The organism is Bordetella petrii (assembly GCF_017356245.1).
Classification (GTDB): domain Bacteria; phylum Pseudomonadota; class Gammaproteobacteria; order Burkholderiales; family Burkholderiaceae_B; genus Bordetella_A; species Bordetella_A petrii_D.
In genome coordinates, this window is record NZ_JAFMZZ010000004.1 from 278,449 (window position 1) to 297,541 (window position 19,093).

Annotated in this window: 19 protein-coding genes; 16 read left to right on the top strand and 3 right to left on the bottom strand. The window is 67.1% G+C overall.

The genetic code is table 11. The annotated features are described in order from the left end of the window. The first annotated feature begins 48 nt into the window (after positions 1-48). From J2P76_RS19470 to lysM, 6 genes are all read left to right on the top strand, one after another. Entirely contained in the window at positions 49-996 is a 948-nt protein-coding gene (locus J2P76_RS19470; protein ID WP_207409501.1) for a LysR family transcriptional regulator, read from the top strand. Between the two features lie 34 nt (positions 997-1,030). Beyond that, positions 1,031-1,807, top strand: a complete 777-nt coding sequence (gene trmB, locus J2P76_RS19475; RefSeq protein WP_207409502.1) for a tRNA (guanosine(46)-N7)-methyltransferase TrmB — start codon at positions 1,031-1,033, stop codon at positions 1,805-1,807. 2 nt (positions 1,808-1,809) lie between these two features. Beyond that, the gene (gene pip, locus J2P76_RS19480; RefSeq protein WP_207409503.1) at positions 1,810-2,751 is read left to right on the top strand and encodes a prolyl aminopeptidase; all 942 of its coding nucleotides are present in this window, start codon (positions 1,810-1,812) and stop codon (positions 2,749-2,751) included. Positions 2,752-2,761: 10 nt separating this feature from the next. Continuing rightward, on the top strand, positions 2,762-2,962 hold the full coding sequence (gene thiS / locus J2P76_RS19485) for a sulfur carrier protein ThiS (protein WP_207409504.1): 201 nt from the start codon (positions 2,762-2,764) through the stop codon (positions 2,960-2,962). 173 nt (positions 2,963-3,135) lie between these two features. Continuing rightward, positions 3,136-3,858 carry a class I SAM-dependent methyltransferase gene (locus J2P76_RS19490; protein ID WP_207409505.1) on the top strand — a complete coding sequence of 241 codons (723 nt, stop codon included), beginning with the start codon at positions 3,136-3,138 and terminating at the stop codon, positions 3,856-3,858. Positions 3,859-3,997: 139 nt separating this feature from the next. Continuing rightward, positions 3,998-4,444: a peptidoglycan-binding protein LysM gene (lysM, locus tag J2P76_RS19495; protein WP_012251156.1), complete on the top strand. Its 447-nt coding sequence runs from the start codon at positions 3,998-4,000 to the stop codon at positions 4,442-4,444. Between the two features lie 155 nt (positions 4,445-4,599). Here the strand turns inward: lysM and ffh are convergent, their stop codons facing one another. Beyond that, complete coding sequence (gene ffh / locus J2P76_RS19500) at positions 4,600-6,009, bottom strand: signal recognition particle protein (protein ID WP_207409506.1); 1,410 nt, start codon at positions 6,007-6,009, stop codon at positions 4,600-4,602. 108 nt (positions 6,010-6,117) lie between these two features. Between ffh and J2P76_RS19505 the strand changes: the two genes are divergently transcribed. The 4 genes from J2P76_RS19505 (at position 6,118) to J2P76_RS19520 (ending at position 8,516) form a co-directional block, all read left to right on the top strand. Beyond that, complete coding sequence (locus J2P76_RS19505; RefSeq protein WP_207409507.1) at positions 6,118-6,960, top strand: cytochrome C assembly family protein; 843 nt, start codon at positions 6,118-6,120, stop codon at positions 6,958-6,960. A 1-nt stretch (position 6,961) separates the two neighbouring features. Continuing rightward, positions 6,962-7,225: a PP0621 family protein gene (locus J2P76_RS19510; RefSeq protein WP_207409508.1), complete on the top strand. Its 264-nt coding sequence runs from the start codon at positions 6,962-6,964 to the stop codon at positions 7,223-7,225. A gap of 78 nt (positions 7,226-7,303) precedes the next feature. Beyond that, entirely contained in the window at positions 7,304-7,882 is a 579-nt protein-coding gene (gene ampD / locus J2P76_RS19515) for a 1,6-anhydro-N-acetylmuramyl-L-alanine amidase AmpD (protein WP_207409509.1), read from the top strand. A 13-nt stretch (positions 7,883-7,895) separates the two neighbouring features. Further along, complete coding sequence (locus J2P76_RS19520; protein ID WP_207409510.1) at positions 7,896-8,516, top strand: glutathione S-transferase family protein; 621 nt, start codon at positions 7,896-7,898, stop codon at positions 8,514-8,516. A gap of 56 nt (positions 8,517-8,572) precedes the next feature. On the opposite strand, the gene J2P76_RS19525 is transcribed toward J2P76_RS19520, so the two are convergent. Then, the gene (locus J2P76_RS19525) at positions 8,573-9,064 is read right to left on the bottom strand and encodes a MarR family winged helix-turn-helix transcriptional regulator (RefSeq protein WP_207409511.1); all 492 of its coding nucleotides are present in this window, start codon (positions 9,062-9,064) and stop codon (positions 8,573-8,575) included. Between the two features lie 140 nt (positions 9,065-9,204). On the opposite strand from J2P76_RS19525, the gene J2P76_RS19530 reads away from it, so the two are divergent. The 3 genes from J2P76_RS19530 to J2P76_RS19540 all read left to right on the top strand — a co-directional run bounded on the left by J2P76_RS19530 (position 9,205) and on the right by J2P76_RS19540 (position 11,973). Then, positions 9,205-10,470, top strand: coding sequence for a flavin-dependent oxidoreductase (locus J2P76_RS19530; RefSeq protein ID WP_207409512.1), 1,266 nt, complete (start codon positions 9,205-9,207; stop codon positions 10,468-10,470). Beyond that, a complete protein-coding gene (locus tag J2P76_RS19535; RefSeq protein ID WP_207409513.1) occupies positions 10,467-10,943 on the top strand; it encodes a DUF3237 domain-containing protein in 477 nt (158 codons plus the stop codon). The genes J2P76_RS19530 and J2P76_RS19535 overlap by 4 nt, the downstream gene beginning before the upstream one ends. Positions 10,944-11,007: 64 nt before the next feature. Further along, on the top strand, positions 11,008-11,973 hold the full coding sequence (locus J2P76_RS19540; protein ID WP_207409514.1) for a Bug family tripartite tricarboxylate transporter substrate binding protein: 966 nt from the start codon (positions 11,008-11,010) through the stop codon (positions 11,971-11,973). A gap of 138 nt (positions 11,974-12,111) precedes the next feature. Here the strand turns inward: J2P76_RS19540 and htpG are convergent, their stop codons facing one another. Further along, complete coding sequence (gene htpG / locus J2P76_RS19545; protein ID WP_207409515.1) at positions 12,112-14,019, bottom strand: molecular chaperone HtpG; 1,908 nt, start codon at positions 14,017-14,019, stop codon at positions 12,112-12,114. Between the two features lie 269 nt (positions 14,020-14,288). On the opposite strand from htpG, the gene azu reads away from it, so the two are divergent. From azu to nosZ, 3 genes are all read left to right on the top strand, one after another. Beyond that, positions 14,289-14,738 (top strand): azurin, encoded by a 450-nt coding sequence (azu, locus tag J2P76_RS19550; RefSeq protein ID WP_207409516.1) that lies wholly within the window; start codon positions 14,289-14,291, stop codon positions 14,736-14,738. Between the two features lie 143 nt (positions 14,739-14,881). Beyond that, positions 14,882-17,143, top strand: a complete 2,262-nt coding sequence (locus J2P76_RS19555) for a NosR/NirI family protein (RefSeq protein ID WP_207409517.1) — start codon at positions 14,882-14,884, stop codon at positions 17,141-17,143. Between the two features lie 40 nt (positions 17,144-17,183). Continuing rightward, positions 17,184-19,088, top strand: a complete 1,905-nt coding sequence (gene nosZ, locus J2P76_RS19560; RefSeq protein WP_207409518.1) for a TAT-dependent nitrous-oxide reductase — start codon at positions 17,184-17,186, stop codon at positions 19,086-19,088. The last annotated feature ends 5 nt before the right edge of the window (positions 19,089-19,093 follow it).

Consider the following 19,093-nt stretch of genomic DNA (forward strand, 5'->3'; position numbering starts at 1 on the left):
AAGCTAATAATGGCTAATATGAAGCCATATTTTTTCTTGGTTCCGCTTATGGCCACCCCATCGGATCACCTGAACCACATCGCCACCTTCGTGCGCGTGGCCGAGGCGCGCGGCTTTACCAGCGCGGCGCGCCGGCTGGGCATCTCTACCGCGGCGGTCAGCAAAAGCGTGGCGCGCCTGGAAAACCGGCTGGGCGTGAAATTGCTGAACCGCACCACGCGCAGCATCTCGCTGACCGATGACGGCGAACTGTTCTACCAGCGCTGCCGCGGCATCCTGTCCGACCTGGAAGGCGCCGAGGCCGCGGTAACGCGCGCCAGCGTTTCGCCGCGCGGCAAACTGCGCGTGCACTCGCCCATGGGCCTGGGCCGCCGCATCATCCTGCCGTCGCTGTCGCTGCTGACGCAGCGCTACCCCGACCTGTCGGTCGACATGGATCTCAGCGACCGCACGCCCGACCTGGCCGAAGAAGGCATCGACGCCGCCCTGCGGGTGGGCGCGCCGGCCGATTCGCGGCTGATTGCGCGGCCGCTGTCGCGCAGCGTGTTCGTCACCTGCGCCAGCCCGGCCTATCTGGCCGCCCGCGGCGTGCCGCAAACGCCCGACGACCTGGCCCGCCACAATTGCCTGGCCTATGTCGTGCCGCAAACCGGCCGCTACCACGACTGGGAATTCCAGCGCGACGGCCGGCATCTGGTCTACACCCCGGCCGGCACGCTCAATGTAAACAACGCCGAAGCACTGCTGGACGCCGTCATCGCGGGCGGCGGCATTGCGCGCGTGGCGGCTTTCCTGGCCGCGCGGGCGGTGCAGGATGGCCGGCTGCGGCTGGTGCTGGCCGACTGGATCGCGCCCGGCCCCCAAATCCACCTGGTGTATTTGCCGAACCGCCATCTGTCGCCCCGCGTGCGCGTGTTCGCCGACCTGATGGCGCAGGTGCTGCCGCCCGCCCCGCCCTGGGAAGCCGCGCTGGGGCTGGCCCCGCATCGCCGCTGACCCAGGCGGGCGGCAGCCCACTACAATCCGCCTTATGAACACGAACACCCCCGCATCCCCGGGCGGCGCCCCGTCACCCGCCCCCTTGTCGGACGCCACCCAGGCGGCGCTGCAGCCCGCCGGCCAGGCGCCCAACAGCCCCGGCGCCGCCCATATCCGCAGCTTTGTCCACCGCCGCGGCCACATTACCCAGGGCCAGCGCGATGCGCTGGAACAGCTGCTGGGCAAATGGTCCATTCCGTATGACAGCCGCCGCCTGGACCTGGCCGCCGCCTTTGGCCGCGAGGCGCCCACCGTGCTGGAAATCGGCTTCGGCATGGGCGAAACCACCCAGAAAATCGCCCAGGCGCGGCCGGGCGACAACTTCCTGGGCGTGGAAGTCTTCAATGCCGGCGTGGGCTCGCTGCTGCGCCGCATCGAAGAATCGGGCCTGCAGAACCTGCGCATCGTGCAGCACGACGCCGTCGAAGTGGTGCGCGACATGATCGCCCCCGACACGCTGGCCGGCGTGCATGTGTATTTTCCCGATCCGTGGCCCAAAAAGCGCCATCACAAGCGCCGCCTGATCCAGCCGCCGTTCGTGGCCCTGCTGGTCAGCCGCATCAAGCCGGGCGGCTATATCCATTGCGCCACCGACTGGCAGGAATACGCCGTGCAGATGCTGGAAGTGCTGGGCGCCGAGCCCTTGCTGCGCAATACCGCGGCCGGCTACGCGCCGCGTCCCGACTACCGTCCGCAAACCAAGTTCGAAACGCGCGGCCTGCGCCTGGGCCACGGCGTCTGGGACCTGATCTTCCAAAGGACCGCGTAAACATGCTGTACCCCGCCATCGAACCCTACCGCCACGGCATGCTGGACACCGGCGACGGCCACCAGCTTTATTGGGAACTTTGCGGCAATCCGCAGGGCAAGCCCGCGGTCTTCCTGCACGGCGGCCCGGGCAGCGGCTGCTCGCCCGTGCACCGGCAACTGTTCGATCCGCAGCGCTACAACGTGCTGCTGTTCGACCAGCGCGGCTGCGGCCGTTCTGTGCCGCACGCCAGCCTGGACAACAACAACACCTGGCACCTGGTGGCCGACATCGAGCGCCTGCGCGCCGAGATCATGGGCGCCGAACGCTGGCTGGTGTTCGGCGGTTCGTGGGGGTCGACGCTGGCGCTGGCCTATTCGCAGGCGCATCCGGAGCATGTCAGCGAACTGGTGCTGCGCGGGGTGTTCGGGCTGCGCCGCGCCGAACTGCAGTGGTTTTATCAAGACGGCGCGTCCTGGCTGTTTCCCGACCGCTGGGAAGCCTATGTCGAACCCATCCCGCCCGCCGAGCGCGGCGACATGATCGCGGCCTACCACAAGCGCCTGACCGGCAGCGACCCGGCCGAGCAGCTGCGCGCGGCCAAGGCATGGAGCAAATGGGAGGACAGCACCATCACCCTGCTGCCCAGCCCGCGCCACCAGCAAAGCCACGCCGCCGACCGCGCGGCGCTGGCCTTCGCGCGCATCGAAAACCATTACTTCATGAACAACGGCTTCATGGAAGAAGGCCAGCTGATCCGCGATGCCCACAAGCTGCACGGCATTCCCGGCACCATCGTGCAGGGCCGCTACGATGTCTGCACGCCGGCCCGTACCGCCTGGGACTTGCACCGCGCCTGGCCGCAGGCCCAGTTCCACCTGGTGCCCGACGCCGGCCATGCTTTTGACGAACCCGGCACCCTGGCCAGGCTGATCGAAGCCACCGACGCCTACGCCGCACAGTAAGGAAACCATCATGCACATCACGCTGAACGGAGACGCGCGCGAGTTTCCCCTGGGCACCACCGTGACCGAAATGCTTCAGACGCTGGGCTACCAGGGCAAGCGGGTGGCCGTGGAACGCAATGGCGAAATCGTGCCCAAGAGCCAGCACGGCGCCACCGTGCTGCGCGATGGCGACCAGGTCGAGATCGTGGTGGCGGTGGGCGGCGGCTGACCGGCTCGATGCGGTGCACAACACATTGTGAAATTTATCAACGGTGCGATACCCAGGCACCGTATGCGGCTTGCGCCGGCCGGCGCGCGTAGTACCCTGACGCCTGTGTTTGATGCCGGCACGCGGCCGCCATGCATGCCGCGGCGCGCCGGCCCCGCCATGGGAGTCCTCGCATGCCGCCCAAAGTCCTGACCGGAGATCTCTCCGGCCTGCCCTTCGGATCCCCCTTCCTGCGCCGCATGGCCGGCGCGGCCAGCCGCGCCACCGGCCATGCCGCTGGCCGCGTCGCCCGGCAATCGTGGGTGGCCGAACGCATCCGCTTCCTGCGCGCCTGGCGCGCCAACCCCAAGGGCATCGGCGCCATCTGGCCTTCGGGCTCGCGCCTGGCGGCAGCCATCACGCGCGGCATCGACCCGGCGTCGGGCCCCTGCCTGGAACTGGGAGCGGGCACCGGCGCGTTCACACGCGCGCTGGTGGCGCGCGGCCTCGACCCGCACCAACTCACCCTGGTTGAAATGGACGCCCAGTTCGCCCGGCAGCTGCGGCACGACTTCCCCGGCGCCTATGTGCACCAGGGCGACGCCGCCAGGCTGGCGGGCCTGCCGCTGTTCCTGGAAGGCCAGGCCGGCGCGGCGGTTTGCGGCCTGCCGCTGCTGAACATGCCCGTGAAGCAGCAGATCGGCATCCTGCGCGGCACGTTCTCGCAGCTGCGGCCCGGCGGCGCCATGTACTTGTTCACCTACGGGCCGCGCTGCCCCGTGCCGCAGCGTGTGCTCGACCGCCTGGGCCTGCGCGCGCGCCGCACCGAAACCGTGCTGGCCAACGTGCCGCCGGCCCACGTATGGAAGCTGACGCGCCGCACGGCGGCCGGCGCGCTGCATGCGCCGGCGCCATAAATAACCCGTTACATCTTGCCCCGGGTCCGGCGCAACATGCGACACATAATCGGCCCATAATCGGTCTGCAGTAGCGGCAAGTTCTGCCATCTTCTGCTTTTGAGCGCTTAACGTTTCTTAACAATCAAAAGGACACATCATGGGTCTGCTCAGCTTTATCAAAGATGTCGGCGAAAAACTCTTTGGCGCCAGCGAAGCCCAGGCGGCATCGGTCGACGAACTGAAGAAAGAACTGGACAAGCATGGCCTGAACGCCGACGGCCTGGACATCAAGGTCGATGGCGACAAGGTCACCGTGTCGGGCGAGGCGGCATCCACCGAAGAAGCCGAGAAGATCACGCTGGCGCTGGGCAATACCGTGGGCGTGGCCCAGGTCGACAACCAGCTCACCGCCAAGCAGACCGCCCCCGAAGCGCAGATGTACACCGTGAAAAAAGGCGACAACCTGTGGAAGATTGCCGAAGCCCACTACGGCAAGGGCCAGGGCGCCAAGCACACGGTGATTTTCGAGGCCAACAAGCCCATGCTGACGCACCCCGACAAGATCTACCCGGGCCAGGTGCTGCGCATTCCGCCGCTGAACTGAACCGCACAAACCGGCAAGCCCCGCAGCGTTTGCCGGTTTGCATCGGGGCGGGCCCTCCCCGTTCGCTCCGGTCAACTCGGCCAGGTATCACGCCTGGCCGTTTTTTTGCCTGGCGAGCCGGACCAGGCTCAGGTGTCTGACACCCGGCCAGACGATCAGCGCAGCCCGCCGAAGCGCCCCAGGCCTTTCATGCCGCCCATAGCGCGCATCATCTTGGACATGCCGCCTTTCTTCATCTGCTTCATCATGCCCTGCATCTGTTCGAACTGCGCCAGCAGGCGGTTCACTTCCTGCACGGGCACGCCCGAGCCGGCGGCGATGCGGCGCTTGCGCGAGGCCTTGATGAGTTCGGGCTTGGCGCGTTCGGCGGCCGTCATGGAATTCAGGATGCCTTCGGTGCGGCGCAGCTGCTTTTCCGCCTGGCCGCCCTGCAGCTGGCCGGCCGCCTGCTGGAACTGCGCGGGCAGTTTTTCCAGCAACGACCCCATGTCGCCCAGCTTCTTGACCTGACCCAGCTGCTCGCGGAAATCGTTCAGGTCGAACTTGCTGCCCGACTTGAGCTTGGTGGCCAGCTTCTGCGCTTCGGCGATGTCGATATTCTTTTGCGCCTGCTCGACCAGCGACACGATATCGCCCATGCCCAGCACCCGCTGGGCCATGCGGTCGGGGTGGAAGGGCTCCAGCCCGTCCAGCTTTTCGGACACGCCCACGAACTTCAGGGGCTTGCCCGTTACGTGCCGCACCGACAGCGCCGCGCCGCCGCGGGCATCGCCGTCCAGCTTGGTCAGCACCACACCGGTCAGCGGCAGGGCGTCGGCAAAGGCGCGCGCGGTATTCACCGCGTCCTGGCCCTGCATGGCGTCCACCACGAACAGGGTTTCAACCGGCCGCACCAGGTCGTGCAGGGCGCGGATTTCGCGCATCATGGCTTCGTCGATGCCCAGGCGCCCGGCCGTGTCCAGGATCAGCACGTCGTAGTGGTGGCGGCGGGCGTGGTCGACCGCGTTGCGGGCAATGTCTTCGGGCTTCTGGCTGGGGTCGGACGGCAGGAAATCGATGCCGGCCTGCTCGGCCACGGTTTTCAGCTGGTCGATGGCGGCAGGGCGGTAGACGTCGGCGCTGACGGTCAGCACCTTTTTCTTGCCGGTGTTGCGGCCGTTCTGCACGTGGCCGCCCTGCGCCAGCCAGCGGCCCAGCTTGCCGGTGGTGGTGGTTTTACCGGCGCCCTGCAGGCCGGCCATCAGGATCACCGCGGGCGGCTGCACCGCCAGCGACAGTTCGCCGGCGTTGGCGCCCAGGTCGCCGCCCATCAGGGCGGTGAGCTCTTTGTTGACCACCCCCACCAGGGCCTGCCCCGGGCTGAGGCTGCCGACCACCTCTTCGCCCAGCGCCTTTTCCTTGACCCGCGCCACGAAGTCGCGCACCACGGGCAGGGCCACGTCGGCCTCGAGCAGGGCCATGCGCACTTCGCGCAGCATTTCCTGGGTGTTGGCCTCGGTCAGGCGGGCTTCGCCGCGCAGCGTCTTCACGACGCGCGACAAACGTTGAGTCAGGTTATCGAGCATGAGAGGCGTTTCCGCTTACACTAGTTGATTGAACAGTGGCCCGGGCAGGCGCTTTGCCCCTGCCGGCTGCGAGCGCCCGAAAGGGGCCCCATCCAGACAACGGTTTTTATGTCATTAGGCATTGTATTTCACGCCGCGGCCGCACTGGCCTACGCCGTGCTTGCCGCGGCGCTGTGGCGGCGCCTGCGGGGCGCGGGCAGTGTCGAAAAAACGGGCCGCATCGCCCGGGCCTTCCTGCTGGGCGCGCTGGTGCTGCACGGCATCGGCCTGCAGCAGGCCATGCTGGGCGGCCCTCACCTGTTCATCGGCTGGGCCCTGGCCCTGTCGGCGGCAGTGTGGCTGGGCCTGGTGGTGTTCTGGCTGGAAAGCCTGCTGGTGCGCATCGACGGCCTGCAACTGCTGCTGGTGCCGGCCGCCACCCTGGTGTGCGCCATGGCGGCGCTGTTTCCCCAGGGCCAGATGGTTCCGCACGCCGAAAACGGCTGGCTGCGCCTGCACCTGCTGATCGCGCTGGCCGCCTACGCCCTGATCACCGTGGCCGCGCTGCACGCCCTGCTGATGGCCCTGCTCGACCGCCACCTGCACCGCCCGCTCGACGCGCCCACTGAACGCAGCATCGTGGGCCGTGTGCTCGATGCCCAGCCCCCGCTGCTGGTGCAGGAACAACTGCTGTTCCGGGTGATCTGGATCGGCTTCGTGGTGCTCACCGCCGCGGTGGTGTCCGGCTCGATCGCATCCATGCAGCTTACCGGCAAGGTCCTGCCGTTCGACCATAAAACCGTGTTCACGCTGCTGTCGTGGCTGACCTTCGGCGTGCTGCTGCTGGGGCGCCACATCCGCGGCTGGCGCGGCCGCGTGGCGCTGCGCTGGACCCTGACCGGCTTCGCTTTCCTGATCCTGGCCTACACCGGCAGCCGGTTCGTGCTGGAAGTCATTCTTCATCGGAGCTGATGTGGGCAAGTTGTTACTTTGGGTCGTGATCATCCTGGCGGTCATGATGATCGCCCGCATTGCCTCGGCGCGCGCCGCCCGCCGGCGCGACGCCGCCCGCAACCCCCAGCGCGCGCCGGCCCGCCAGCCGGGCGGGCAGCCCGTCGAATCCATGGTGCGCTGCGCCCACTGCGGCATCCACCTGCCGCGTTCCGAGGCGGTGCTGCTCGACGGCAAGGTCTGGTGCAGCCGCGACCACGCGCGCCTGGGCGAACCCCGAACCTGACGCCCGCGGGCCCGGCGGGCCGCTTGCGCAAGGCAGGCATAATGGGGGCTACGCTTCCCCATTCGATGAGCCGCATCCATGTTTCTACAGCTTGATCGACACGGGTGGCTGGCGCCCGCGCCGGGCGTGCGCCTCCTGCCTTCCCCCAATTGCGATGCCCGCCCCGCCGGCCTGCCGGTTTCGCTGCTGGTCATCCACAACATCAGCCTGCCGCCCGGCCGGTTCGGCGGCCCCCACGTGGCGCGCCTGTTCCAGAACCGCCTGGACTACACCGCCCACCCCTGGTTCGAACGCCTGCGCGGGCTGCGCGTGTCGGCGCATTTCTTCATCAACCGCCAGGGCGAGATCGTGCAGTTCGTGCCCACCGAGGCCCGCGCCTGGCATGCCGGCGTATCGCGCTTCGGCAAGCGCGAACGCTGCAACGACTTTTCGCTGGGCGTCGAACTGGAAGGCACCGACACGCTGCCCTACACCGATGCCCAGTACACTGCCCTGGCCAAGCTGGCCCGCGTGCTGAGCAGCCGTTATCCTCTGCGCGCGGCCTGGGGGCACGAACACATCGCCCCCGGCCGCAAAACCGACCCGGGGCCCGCTTTCAACTGGACACGCTTCGGCCGCATGGCGGGCATTGCGCGACGCCTGCTGGCCCCGTGCTGATCAAGGAATCATCATGCTGAAAATCTGGGGACGCCCAAGCTCGGTAAACGTGCAGAAGGTCTTGTGGACGGTGCGGGAGCTGGCCTTGCCGCATACGGCAACCCATGTGGGCGGGCAGTTCGGCGGGCTGGACACGCCCGAATACGGCAGGCTGAACCCCAACCGCAAGGTGCCGGTCATCGACGACGGCGGCCTGGTGCTGTGGGAATCCAATGCCATCGTGCGCTACCTGGCCGCGCGCTACAGCGAAGGCGGGCTGTGGCCCGGCGACGTGGCCGTGCGCGCCCAGGCCGACCGCTGGATGGACTGGACAGCCACCGAATGGCAGCCGGCCATGGTGCCGGCCTTCCTGGGCCTGATCCGCACCCCCGAAGCGCAGCGCAACGCGGCTGCCATCGAAGCCTCGACACAGAAGGCCAACCAGCTGGGCCTGATCCTGGAAGACGCCCTGCAAGGCCGCGAATACATCGCCGGCAGCCACTTCGGCATGGGCGACATCGTGCTGGGCTGCGTGGCCCACCGCTGGCTGGCCATGCCCATCGAACGGCCGGCCACGCCGGCGTTGTCGACCTGGTACCGGCGCTTGATGATGCGGCCCGCCGCACAGGGCGTGCTGACGCTGCCCCTGTCCTGATCCGGCCAGCGCCGGGGCGGCCGCACTGCGGCGGGTGCCCCGGGGCCGGCGGCCGGCTAGCCCAGCCGCCCCAGCAGCGCAATCAATTGTGAACGCTCGCCTGCGCTCAGCTTGGCGCTGATGCGCCGGTCGTGCGCCTGCACGGCGCGGGTAATGTCGGCATGGGCGCGCCGCCCGGCCGGCGTCAGCACCAGCGAATACGCCCGCTTGTCCGCCGCCGCCTCTTGGCGGGCCACATAGCCCATGGCCTGCAGCTGGTCCACCAGCTGCACCGCCCCCGAACGGGCGATGCCCAGAATGCGCGCCAGCTCGGTCAGCTTCAGCCTGGCGTTGGCCGCGATGACCGTCAGCGCTGAAAACCGCTGCGGCGTGATGTCCCAGGGCGCCAGCGCCGCCAGGAAATCTTCGTAGATCAGGATCTGCGCCCGCCGGATGGCGTAGCCGACCAGTTCGTCGAGCGCGCCGTACTCGATGCCGGCAACGTGCGGATCGAAGTGCTCGCCGCGGGCCAGGGGCCGGCGCGGCCGGAACGAAGAGGCTGGTGGCATGGCAAAAGCCGTGGGCAAAAGGGACTACACACTACCCCAGACCCGCCGCCGGCGCCACCTGCCCTGGGGTTAGCCCCAGTGTGGGCCGCGCGGCCGTTTTGTTATGGTACATAACAAATTAGAAACCGCCTGGAGAGACCATGGACATCATCATCGCCGGCGCCGGCATCGGCGGGCTGACGCTTGCCCTGATGCTGCACCGGCGCGGCATCAACTGCCGCGTCTACGAAAGCGCGCAGGAACTGCGCCCGCTGGGCGTGGGCATCAACCTGCTGCCGCATGCCGTCAACGAGCTGGAACAACTCAACCTGCTGGAACCGCTGGCGCGGCACGCCATCGCCACATCCGCCCTGCACTACTACAACAAGCTGGGCCAGGCCATCTGGCGCGAGCCGCGCGGCCTGCAGGCCGGCTATCCGTTGCCGCAGTTCTCGATACACCGCGGCGAATTCCAGATGCTGCTGGCCGACGCGGTGCGCGCCCGGCTGGGCGCCGACGCCATCGCAACCGGCATGGTGCTCGAGGCCGCCGACCAGGACGGCCAACACGCCCGCGCGCATTTCCGCAACCGCGCCACTGGACAGCTGCATACCGTCCGCGGCGACGCGGTGGTAGGCGCCGACGGCATCCATTCGGCCCTGCGCCGCCAGTTCCATCCATCGGGCGACGAGCCGCGCTTCTCGGGCCGCATGCTGTGGCGGGCAGTGACCGAGGCGCCGCCATACCTGGACGGCCGCACCATGTTCATGGCCGGCCACCAGGACCAGAAATTCGTCTGCTATCCGATCTCCGAACCGCTGCGGCGCGACGGCCGGTCGCTGATCAACTGGATTGCCGAACTGGCCGTGCCCGGCGCCACGCTGCCGGCCACCGACTGGAACCGCAGCGTCCACAAGTCGGTGTTCGCCGATCGCTTTGCCGACTGGCGCTGGGACTGGATCGACATCCCGGCCATTATCGACGGCGCGCAGGCCATCTACGAATTCCCGCTGGTCGACCGCGATCCGCTGCCGCGCTGGACCCACGGCCGCCTGACATTGCTGGGCGACGCCGCCCACCCCATGTACCCGATCGGATCCAACGGTTCCGCGCAGGCCATCCTGGACGCGCGCTGCCTGGCCGACTGGCTGGGGCAGGCGCGGCAAGGCCAGGTGCGCGCCCTGGAAACGGCGCTGCTCGAATACGAGGCCGACCGCCTGCCCCGCACCGCCGGCATTGTGCTGCGCAACCGGCTGAACGGCCCCGAACAGGTCATGCAGATGGCCGAAGAGCGCGCCCCGCAAGGGTTCGCCGACATTGCCGAGATCATTCCCGAACATGAACTGCAGGCCATATCGCTGCGCTACAAGCAACTGGCCGGCTTCGACCCGGCCGCCCTGCACCGCCCCACAAAAGGAACGCCATGACCGCCGCTGACCACCCCGCGCCGCCCCGGCTCGAACACCTTGCGACCCTGCACGTGCAGGTCGGTCCGCCTCAGGAAATCGGCGACACGCCGCAAGGCCGCCGGCGGGTCATTCCCATTCTGGGCGGCCGGGTCGAAGGCGCGCAGCTCAATGGCAGCATCCTGCCCGGCGGCGCCGATTTCCAGTCCATCCGGTCCGCCACGTTCACCGACATCCACGCGCGCTACGTCATCGAAACCACCGACGGGCACCGCGTGTATGTCGAGAACACCGGCATCCGCACCGGCAGCGCCGACGACATCGCACGGCTGGCCCACGGGCAGCCGGTGGATCCGGCCCGCATCTATTTCCGCACCTATCCGCGTTTTGAAACCGCCGCGCCCGGCCTGGCGTGGCTGAACGAGCAGCTGTTCATCGGCACGGGCGCACGCTTTCCCGATCGCGTCGAACTGTGCTTCTACCGCGTCTGCTGACCCACTCACTACCCACGCACAACCGCCGGCAACGCACCGGCGGCCCCACCCAAGGAGACCAACCATGCAATCACCCTTGCGCCGCCTGATGGCCGCAGCCCTGCTGTGCCTGCCTGTCGCCGCCTTCGCGCAGTATCCGGATGCCCCCATCCGCCTGGATGTCGGCTTTCCGCCCGGCACCGGGCCGGACATTGTGGCGCGCACGCTCTCACAGCAGCTGGGCCAGCGCCTGAAACAAAGCGTGGTAGTGGAAAACCGCGCCGGGGCGGGCGGGCAGATCGCGGCCCAGGCCGTGGCGCGCAGCCCGGCCGACGGCTACACGCTGCTGCTGGGCGAGGTCGGTTCGATCAGCATCTCGCCGGCCACCTACAGCAACCTGAACTACGACCCGGCCAAAGACTTCGCCCCCATCTCTGAAGTGGTGCGCGCCGACTTTGTGCTGGTGGTGCCGGCCAGCTCACCCTACAAAGACCTGGCGGCCTTTGTCGCGGCCGGCAAGGCGGCCAAAGACCGCCTGAACTTCGGCACCTTCGGCGCCGGCACGCCCGGCCATTTCGGGGCCGAGCTGTTCGCGCGCGAAGCCGGCATGAAGATCGAGCCGGTGCACTACCGGTCTACCGGCGACGCGGTGTCCGCCCTGATATCCGGCAGCGTGCAGGCCGCCTTCGTCACTACCGCGATGGCCGGCCCCCAGGTCAAGGGCGGCAAGATGCGCGCCCTGGCCATTACCGGCGCCAAGCCGTCGGCCCTGCTGCCCGGCGTGCCCACCTTCGGCCAGGCCGGCTACGGAAAAGTGGATTTCGGCGCCTGGTTCGCCCTGTTCGCCCCGGCCGGCACGCCCGCCGCGGTGCTGGACCGCCTGCAAACCGAAAGCGCCGCCGCCCTGCACGCACCCGACGCGGCCCGCACGCTGGGCGATGCCGGCTTCACCATCGTGGGCTCCAGCCGCCAGGACCTGCAGCGCCTGCTCGACACCGAAGCCCAGCGCTGGTCCGCCATCGTCAAAGCCACGGGATTCAAAGTGAATTGATTGCCCGCGGCAGGTCGCGGCAGGTGTCTGGCTCCACAGGTGCCAGACACCGAAGCAGGCAGCGAGCGCCTCAACAGCACGGTATCTGACACCCTTCGAGAGCCAGACATCTGAGTCCGCCTGGCTCGCGATCCCCGCTTATGCCTTCAGCAGCAGCGCGTTCAGGCGCTTCACGAACGCGGCAGGGTCGGCGATCTGCGCGCCTTCGGCCAGCAGCGCCTGGTCCAGCAGCAGCCGCGCCCACTGTTCGAACTCGGCGTCGTCGGCGTCGCGCACCCGCGCGATCAGCGCATGCTCGGGGTTGATCTCCAGCACCGGCTTCACATCCGGCGCTTCCTGGCCGGCCGCCTTCAGCATGCGCAGCAGGTGCGGGCTGATTTCATTCTGGCCCACCACCACGCACGCCGGCGAATCCACCAGGCGCAGCGTCACGCGCACCTCTTTCACCTGCTCGGCCAGCGCGGCCTGCAGACGCTCGACCAGCGGCTTGAAGGTTTCGGCCACTTCCGACTGGCGCTTCTTCTCGTCTTCGTCGGCCAGGTCGGCCAGATCCAGCCCGCCCTTGGCCACCGACACCAGCGGCTTGCCGTCGAACTCGCGCAGGTACGACAGCATCCATTCGTCGACGCGGTCGGACAGCAGCAGGACCTCGATACCCTTCTTGCGGAAAATCTCCAGATGCGGGCTGTTGCTGGCGGCGGTGAAGCTGTCGGCCGTCACGTAATAGATCTTGTCCTGCCCTTCTTTCATGCGCGACACGTAATCGGCAAACGACACCGTCTGCGCCGCGTCGCCGGAGTGCGTCGAGGCAAAGCGCAGCAGCTTGGCGATGCGTTCCAGGTTGCCGGCGTCTTCGCCCGCGCCTTCCTTCAGCACCTGGCCGAATTCGGTCCAGAATGCGGCGTAGTCTTCAGCCTTGTTTTCGGCCAGGTCTTCCAGCAGCGACAGCACGCGCTTGGCCGAGCCTTCGCGGATGGCGCGCACATCGCGGCTTTCCTGCAGAATCTCGCGCGACACGTTCAGCGGCAGGTCGGCCGAATCGATCACCCCGCGCACAAAGCGCAGGTATGAAGGCAGCAGCTGCTCGGCGTCGTCCATGATGAACACGCGCTTCACGTACAGCTTCACGCCGCGCCGGCCTTCGCGGTCCCACAGGTCGAAAGGCGCATGCTTGGGCACGTACAGCAGCTGCGTGTATTCGCTGCGCCCTTCCACGCGGTTGTGGGTCCAGGCCAGCGGGTCGTCGTAATCGTGCGATACCGTCTTGTAGAACTCTTTGTATTGCTCGTCGCTGATGTCGCCCTTGCTGCGCGTCCACAGCGCGTTGGCCTGGTTCACCGTTTCCAGTTCATCGCGCTTGACCTGTTCGCTTTTCTCGGCGTCCCACTCTTCTTTTGCCATGCGGATCGGCAGCGAGATATGGTCCGAATAGCGGCGCAGAATCTCGCGCAGCTTCCAGCCATTGAGCAGTTCATCCTGGTCGTCGCGCAAGTGCAGCGTCACGTCGGTGCCGCGCGATGGCTTGTCGGCGGCCACAATGGTGAACTCGCCCTGGCCGTCCGATTCCCAGCGTATGGCTTCGCCCGGCTGGACGCCGGCCCGCCGGCTGATCACCGTGACCTTGTCGGCCACGATGAACGACGAATAAAAACCCACGCCGAACTGGCCGATCAATTGCGCGTCTTTCTGCTTGTCGCCGGTCAGCTGCGAAAAGAATTCGCGCGTGCCAGACCGGGCGATCGTGCCCAGGTTGGCAATGGCCTCATCGCGCGACAGCCCGATGCCGTTGTCCGAAATGGTAATGGTGCGGGCCGCAGTGTCGTAGTCGACCCGGATGGCCAGCTCGCTGTCGCCCTCGAACAGGCCGGGCTGGTCGATCGCCTCGAAGCGCAGCTTGTCGCAGGCATCGGACGCGTTGGACACCAGTTCGCGCAGGAAGATTTCCTTGTTGCTGTACAGCGAATGGATCATCAGGTGCAGCAGCTGCTTCACCTCGGCCTGAAAGCCCAGGGTTTCGGGGGTGGAAGGCGTAGCGGGTTGATTCATATGGCGAATAAGTAGAAAAAGCAAAAAACGGGACGGAACCACGGCCGTGGCCATGGCAGCAAAACCGCAAAGTTGCAGGGGCCCGGCAGTTATAGGGGCATGGGCCCGGAATTTCAAGGCCGGGCCGGCTGGGCATTATCATGGTCTTGTAATTTGTGCCATTGTCCGGAATCAAGGTCATCGCTCTCGTCCCTGGATAGACTTTCACCCTGTGCGACACGCGGCTGGCATCGGCCGGCCCGGCGGTCGCCCTGTTACTGGAGATCCTCATGCTGGTCAAAGCCACTCTCGCCGTTCTGCTTTCCGCCGCCAGCCTGCCCGTGCTGGCAGCGCAGTGCGAGACCACCGTCGAAAGCAACGACGCCATGCAGTTCAACACCAAAGAAATCGTCGTCGATGCAAGCTGCAAGCAATTTACCGTGCACCTGAAGCACGTGGGCAAAATGGCCAAGGCCGCCATGGGCCACAACTGGGTGCTGACCAAGCAGGCCGACATGCAGCCCGTGGCCACCGACGGCATGACGGCCGGGCTGGCCAACAACTACGTCAAGGCCGACGACGCCCGCGTCATCGCGCACACCAAGCTCATCGGCGGCGGCGAATCCGATTCCGTCACGTTCGACACGGCCAAGCTTTCCGCCGGCAACGACTACGCCTTCTTCTGCTCGTTTCCCGGCCACTGGGCCATCATGAAGGGCACTCTCAAGCTCGGCAGCTAAACCCTTCCCGCCTTTTCTTGTGCCATCGGGCGCCCCACAGCGGGCGCCTTTTTCATGGCCCGGTGTTTGTCTTGACCTAGAACAACGCGCGTCCCGGCATGGCTGCTTAGTATGGGATGTAAACAATTCAAAAGAGTTGCCGCATGCCAGGGCTCGTTGTTCCAGCAGGTTTTCTCCGAACGCTTCGGGTCCTTTTCCATCTTCTTCTTGCCTGTGCCGCCGTCCTGGCGGCTCCCGCGCAGGCGCAGCGCCTGGCCCATTTCCTGTCCGCCTTCCCCCCGGCCGAGCTCTTCCCCGGCGCAGACCGCCTGGGCCCGCCCGAAGGCAAGCCGCTGGCGGCCCGCGCCTATGCCGGCAACCAACCCCTGGGCTATGTCTACCTGACCACCGATGTGGTCAATACCCGCGGCTATTCCAGCAAGCCCATCGACGTCATCGTCGGCCTGGCCGACGACGGCCGCATTGCCGGCGCCCGGCTGGTCGAACACCACGAGCCCATCGTGCTGATCGGCATCCCGCAGTCCAGGGTCGATGCCTTCATCCAGGGCTACGTGGGCCTGAATTTCATCGAATCGCCGCCCCGCCACGGCGCGCCGCCGCCCGTCGACATCATCAGCGGCGCCACCGTCACGCTGATGGTCATCGGCGACAGCATCACCCGCTCGGCCATCGCCGTGGCGCGCGCCCACGGCATCGGCGCGGCGGCCCCGGCCGCAGGCGCCGCCGCCGCGGCACCGCCGGCCCGCCAGGTCGACCCCGCCCTCGGCCCGGTCCAGCCGTGGCAAGCGCTGCTCGACAGCGGCGCAGTGCAGCGCCTGCACCTGTCGGTGGCCGACGTCAACCAGGCCTTCGCCAACACCGGCCGCGCCGACGCCGCCGCCCGCCCCGAAACCGGCAATCCGGCCGACACCTTCATCGACCTGTACGCCGCGCTGGTCAGCGTGCCCACCATCGGCCGCAGCCTGCTGGGCGACGCCACCTGGCAGCACCTGTCCGGCCGCCTGCGGCCCGGCCAGCAGGCCCTGCTGGTGGCCGGCAACGGGGCCTATTCTTTCAAGGGCTCGGGCTACGTGCGCGGCGGCATCTTCGACCGCATCGAAGTCATCCAGCAAGACGGCAGCTTCCGCTTCCGCGACCGCAACCACCAGCGCCTGGCCGACGTCGCCGCCCCTGGCGCGCCGTCGTTCACCGAAGTGGCGCTGTTCGTGGTGCCCGACGATGCCACGTTCGACCCCGCCGCGCCCTGGCGCCTGCAGCTCATGGTGCAGCGCGTGCTCAGCGTGCAGAACAAGGCCTTCGTCACCTTCGACCTGCCGTACGAACTGCCGCGGGCCTATACGCGCCCCGTCGCCGGCGCGGCCGCGCCCACCCCGCCGGCGCCCGCCGCCGCCGCGCCCGCCGAAAGCGCCGAACCGGCCATGGCCGAAGACGCGCCACCGGCGCTCTGGAAGCAAATCTGGTTCGCCAAGCGGGGGCAGGTAGCCATCCTGGCCATCGGGCTGGCCGTGCTGGTGGGCATTTTCTTCTTCCAGGACCAGCTGGCCCGCCGCCCGCTGCTATACGACCGCATGCGGCTGGCGTTCCTGGCGTTCGCGCTGTTCTGGATAGGCTGGTATGCGCAGGCCCAGCTGTCGGTGGTGAACGTCCTTACCTTCACGACGGCGCTGCGCACCGAATTCCGTTGGGACGCCTTCCTGATGGACCCGCTGGTGTTCATCCTGTGGTGCGCCACGGCGATTTCCATGGTTTTCTGGAACCGCGGCGCCTTCTGCGGGTGGCTGTGCCCGTTCGGCGCCCTGCAAGAACTGTCCAACCGCCTGGCCAGGCGCCTGGGCCTCCGGCAGGCCAGCGTTCCGCATGGCGTCAACCAGCGCCTGGCCACGCTCAAGTACGTCATTTTCCTGCTGCTGTTCGGCTTCTCGCTGTACGACCTGGCCCTTGCCGAGCGGCTGGCCGAAGTCGAACCCTTCAAGACCAGCATCATCCTGCGCTTCATGCGCGACTGGCCCTTCGTGGTGTTCGCCGTGGCGCTGCTGGCGGCGGGCCTGTTCATCGAACGCTTCTTCTGTCGCTACCTGTGCCCGCTGGGCGCGGCCCTGGCCATTCCCGCACGGCTGCGCATTTTCAACTGGCTGCGCCGTTATCACGAATGCGGCAATCCGTGCCAGCGCTGCGGCGTCGAATGCCCGGTGCAGGCCATCGAACCCACCGGCGCCATCAACCCCAACGAATGCATCCAGTGCCTGCACTGCCAGATGCTGTACCACCACGAAGGCAAATGCCCGCACTTGATCCAGAAAAAATCCAAGCGCGAACGCCGGCGCGCGCCGCCCCAGGAAGCAGTACTGCGGCGCATGCCCAATCCCGGGGCCGATGATGCATCGGCTTCCGTCTCCAATCCCTGACCCAACGGCGCCCGATGCCGTTCCAACCAAGGAGTTAGCCATGTCCGATCAGAAACCCGACCGAACCGGACTCAGCCGCCGGGGCTTCCTGGGCACCGCCGCATTGTCCGGTGCCGCGGGGCTCGTGGGCGGTGCGCACCTTACCGGTGCGCACGCCAAAGACAGCAAGGCAGGCCAGTCCGGCCACATCGCCCCGGGCGAGCTTGACGAATACTATGCCTTCAACTCCGGAGGCCAGTCGGGCGAAGTCCGCATCCTGGGCCTGCCGTCCATGCGCGAACTGATGCGCATCCCGGTGTTCAACCACTGCAGCGCCACCGGCTGGGGCGTTACCAACGAAAGCCGCAAAGTCCTGACCGAAGGCCTTACGCCTGAAACCCGCGCCTTCCTGAAAGACAAGGGCGGCGTGTACCTGAACGGCGACGCCCACCACCCGCACATGTCGTTCACCGACAGCACGTACGACGGGCGCTACATCTTTATCAACGACAAGGCCAACAACCGCGTCGCGCGCATCCGCTGCGACGTCATGAAAACCGACAAGATCGTCGAAATCCCCAACGCCTCGGGCATACACGGCCTGCGCCCGCAGCGTTACCCGCGCACCGGCTATGTGTTCGCCAACGGCGAACACATAGTTCCCCTGCCCAACGACGGCATCGTTTCCGACAACCCCAAGGAAAACTTCTTCGCCGTCTACACGGCCATCGACGGCGACACCATGAAGATCGCCTGGCAGGTCATGGTCGACGGCAACCTCGACAACGGCGATGCCGACTACCAGGGCAAGTATTCCTTCGCCACCTGCTACAACTCCGAAAAAGGCCTGACGGTCGAAGAGGCCTCGGCCAACGAGCAGGACTGGGTGGTGGTGTTCAACATCAAGCGCATCGAAGAAGCCATCAAATCCGGCGACTTCAAGACGATGGGCGGCGTGCCGGTGGTCGACGGCCGCCACGGGTCGAAGTACACGCGCTACATTCCCGTGCCCAACTCGCCGCACGGCTGCAATGCCGCCCCCGACGGCATCCACGTGGTGCTCAACGGCAAGCTCTCGCCCACCGTCACCGTGCTCGACGTGCGCAAGCTCGACGACCTGTTCGCCGGCAAGATCAAAGAACGCGACTGCGTGGTGGCCGAGCCCCAGCTGGGCCTGGGCCCGCTGCACACGGCCTTCGACGGCCGCGGCAATGCCTACACCACGCTGTTCATCGACAGCCAGATGGTCAAGTGGAACATCGACAAGGCGCGCCGCGCCTACCAGGGTGAAAAAGTCGATCCCATCATCCAGAAGCTCGACGTGCACTATCAGCCCGGCCACAACCACAGCACCATGGGCGAAACCCGCGAGGCCGACGGCAAGTGGCTGGTGTCGCTGAACAAGTTCTCGAAAGACCGCTTCCTGAACGTGGGCCCGCTCAAGCCCGAAAACGACCAGCTGATCGACATTTCCGGCGACGAAATGAAGCTGGTGCACGACGGCCCCAGCTTTGCCGAGCCGCACGACATGCTGCTGGTGCACCGCTCGAAAGTGCATCCCGCCAGCACCTGGAAGCGCGACGACCCCATGTGGGAAGACGCCCGCCAACTGGCCAAGAAAGACGGCGTGGTGCTCGAAGACGCCGCCAAGGTGGTGCGCGACGGCAACAAGGTGCGCGTGTACATGATCGCGGTCGCGCCCATGTTCAGCGTGAAGCAGTTCGAGGTCAACCAGGGCGACGAAGTGACCGTGGTGGTCACCAACATGGAAGTCATCGAAGACCTGACCCACGGCTTCACGCTCGAAGGCCACGGCATCGCCATGGAAATCGGCCCGCAAGCCACGTCGTCGGTCACCTTCACGGCCGACCGTCCGGGCATCTACTGGTACTACTGCCAGTGGTTCTGCCATGCGCTGCACATGGAAATGTCCGGCCACATGATCGTGCGTCCCAAGAAGGCCTAGGCTCG

Bases quoted from the DNA above. Each gene is read 5' to 3' on its own strand.
- htpG (WP_207409515.1), bottom strand. From the start codon at position 14,019: ATGAATCAACCCGCTACGCCTTCCACCCCCGAAACCCTGGGCTTTCAG.
- J2P76_RS19540 (WP_207409514.1), top strand. From the start codon at position 11,008: ATGCAATCACCCTTGCGCCGCCTGATGGCCGCAGCCCTGCTGTGCCTG.
- J2P76_RS19505 (WP_207409507.1), top strand. From the start codon at position 6,118: ATGTCATTAGGCATTGTATTTCACGCCGCGGCCGCACTGGCCTACGCC.
- ffh (WP_207409506.1), bottom strand. From the start codon at position 6,009: ATGCTCGATAACCTGACTCAACGTTTGTCGCGCGTCGTGAAGACGCTG.
- J2P76_RS19525 (WP_207409511.1), bottom strand. From the start codon at position 9,064: ATGCCACCAGCCTCTTCGTTCCGGCCGCGCCGGCCCCTGGCCCGCGGC.
- thiS (WP_207409504.1), top strand. From the start codon at position 2,762: ATGCACATCACGCTGAACGGAGACGCGCGCGAGTTTCCCCTGGGCACC.
- trmB (WP_207409502.1), top strand. From the start codon at position 1,031: ATGAACACGAACACCCCCGCATCCCCGGGCGGCGCCCCGTCACCCGCC.
- J2P76_RS19535 (WP_207409513.1), top strand. From the start codon at position 10,467: ATGACCGCCGCTGACCACCCCGCGCCGCCCCGGCTCGAACACCTTGCG.
- J2P76_RS19520 (WP_207409510.1), top strand. From the start codon at position 7,896: ATGCTGAAAATCTGGGGACGCCCAAGCTCGGTAAACGTGCAGAAGGTC.
- lysM (WP_012251156.1), top strand. From the start codon at position 3,998: ATGGGTCTGCTCAGCTTTATCAAAGATGTCGGCGAAAAACTCTTTGGC.
- J2P76_RS19530 (WP_207409512.1), top strand. From the start codon at position 9,205: ATGGACATCATCATCGCCGGCGCCGGCATCGGCGGGCTGACGCTTGCC.
- azu (WP_207409516.1), top strand. From the start codon at position 14,289: ATGCTGGTCAAAGCCACTCTCGCCGTTCTGCTTTCCGCCGCCAGCCTG.
- J2P76_RS19555 (WP_207409517.1), top strand. From the start codon at position 14,882: ATGCCAGGGCTCGTTGTTCCAGCAGGTTTTCTCCGAACGCTTCGGGTC.
- J2P76_RS19490 (WP_207409505.1), top strand. From the start codon at position 3,136: ATGCCGCCCAAAGTCCTGACCGGAGATCTCTCCGGCCTGCCCTTCGGA.
- J2P76_RS19470 (WP_207409501.1), top strand. From the start codon at position 49: ATGGCCACCCCATCGGATCACCTGAACCACATCGCCACCTTCGTGCGC.
- ampD (WP_207409509.1), top strand. From the start codon at position 7,304: ATGTTTCTACAGCTTGATCGACACGGGTGGCTGGCGCCCGCGCCGGGC.
- nosZ (WP_207409518.1), top strand. From the start codon at position 17,184: ATGTCCGATCAGAAACCCGACCGAACCGGACTCAGCCGCCGGGGCTTC.
- pip (WP_207409503.1), top strand. From the start codon at position 1,810: ATGCTGTACCCCGCCATCGAACCCTACCGCCACGGCATGCTGGACACC.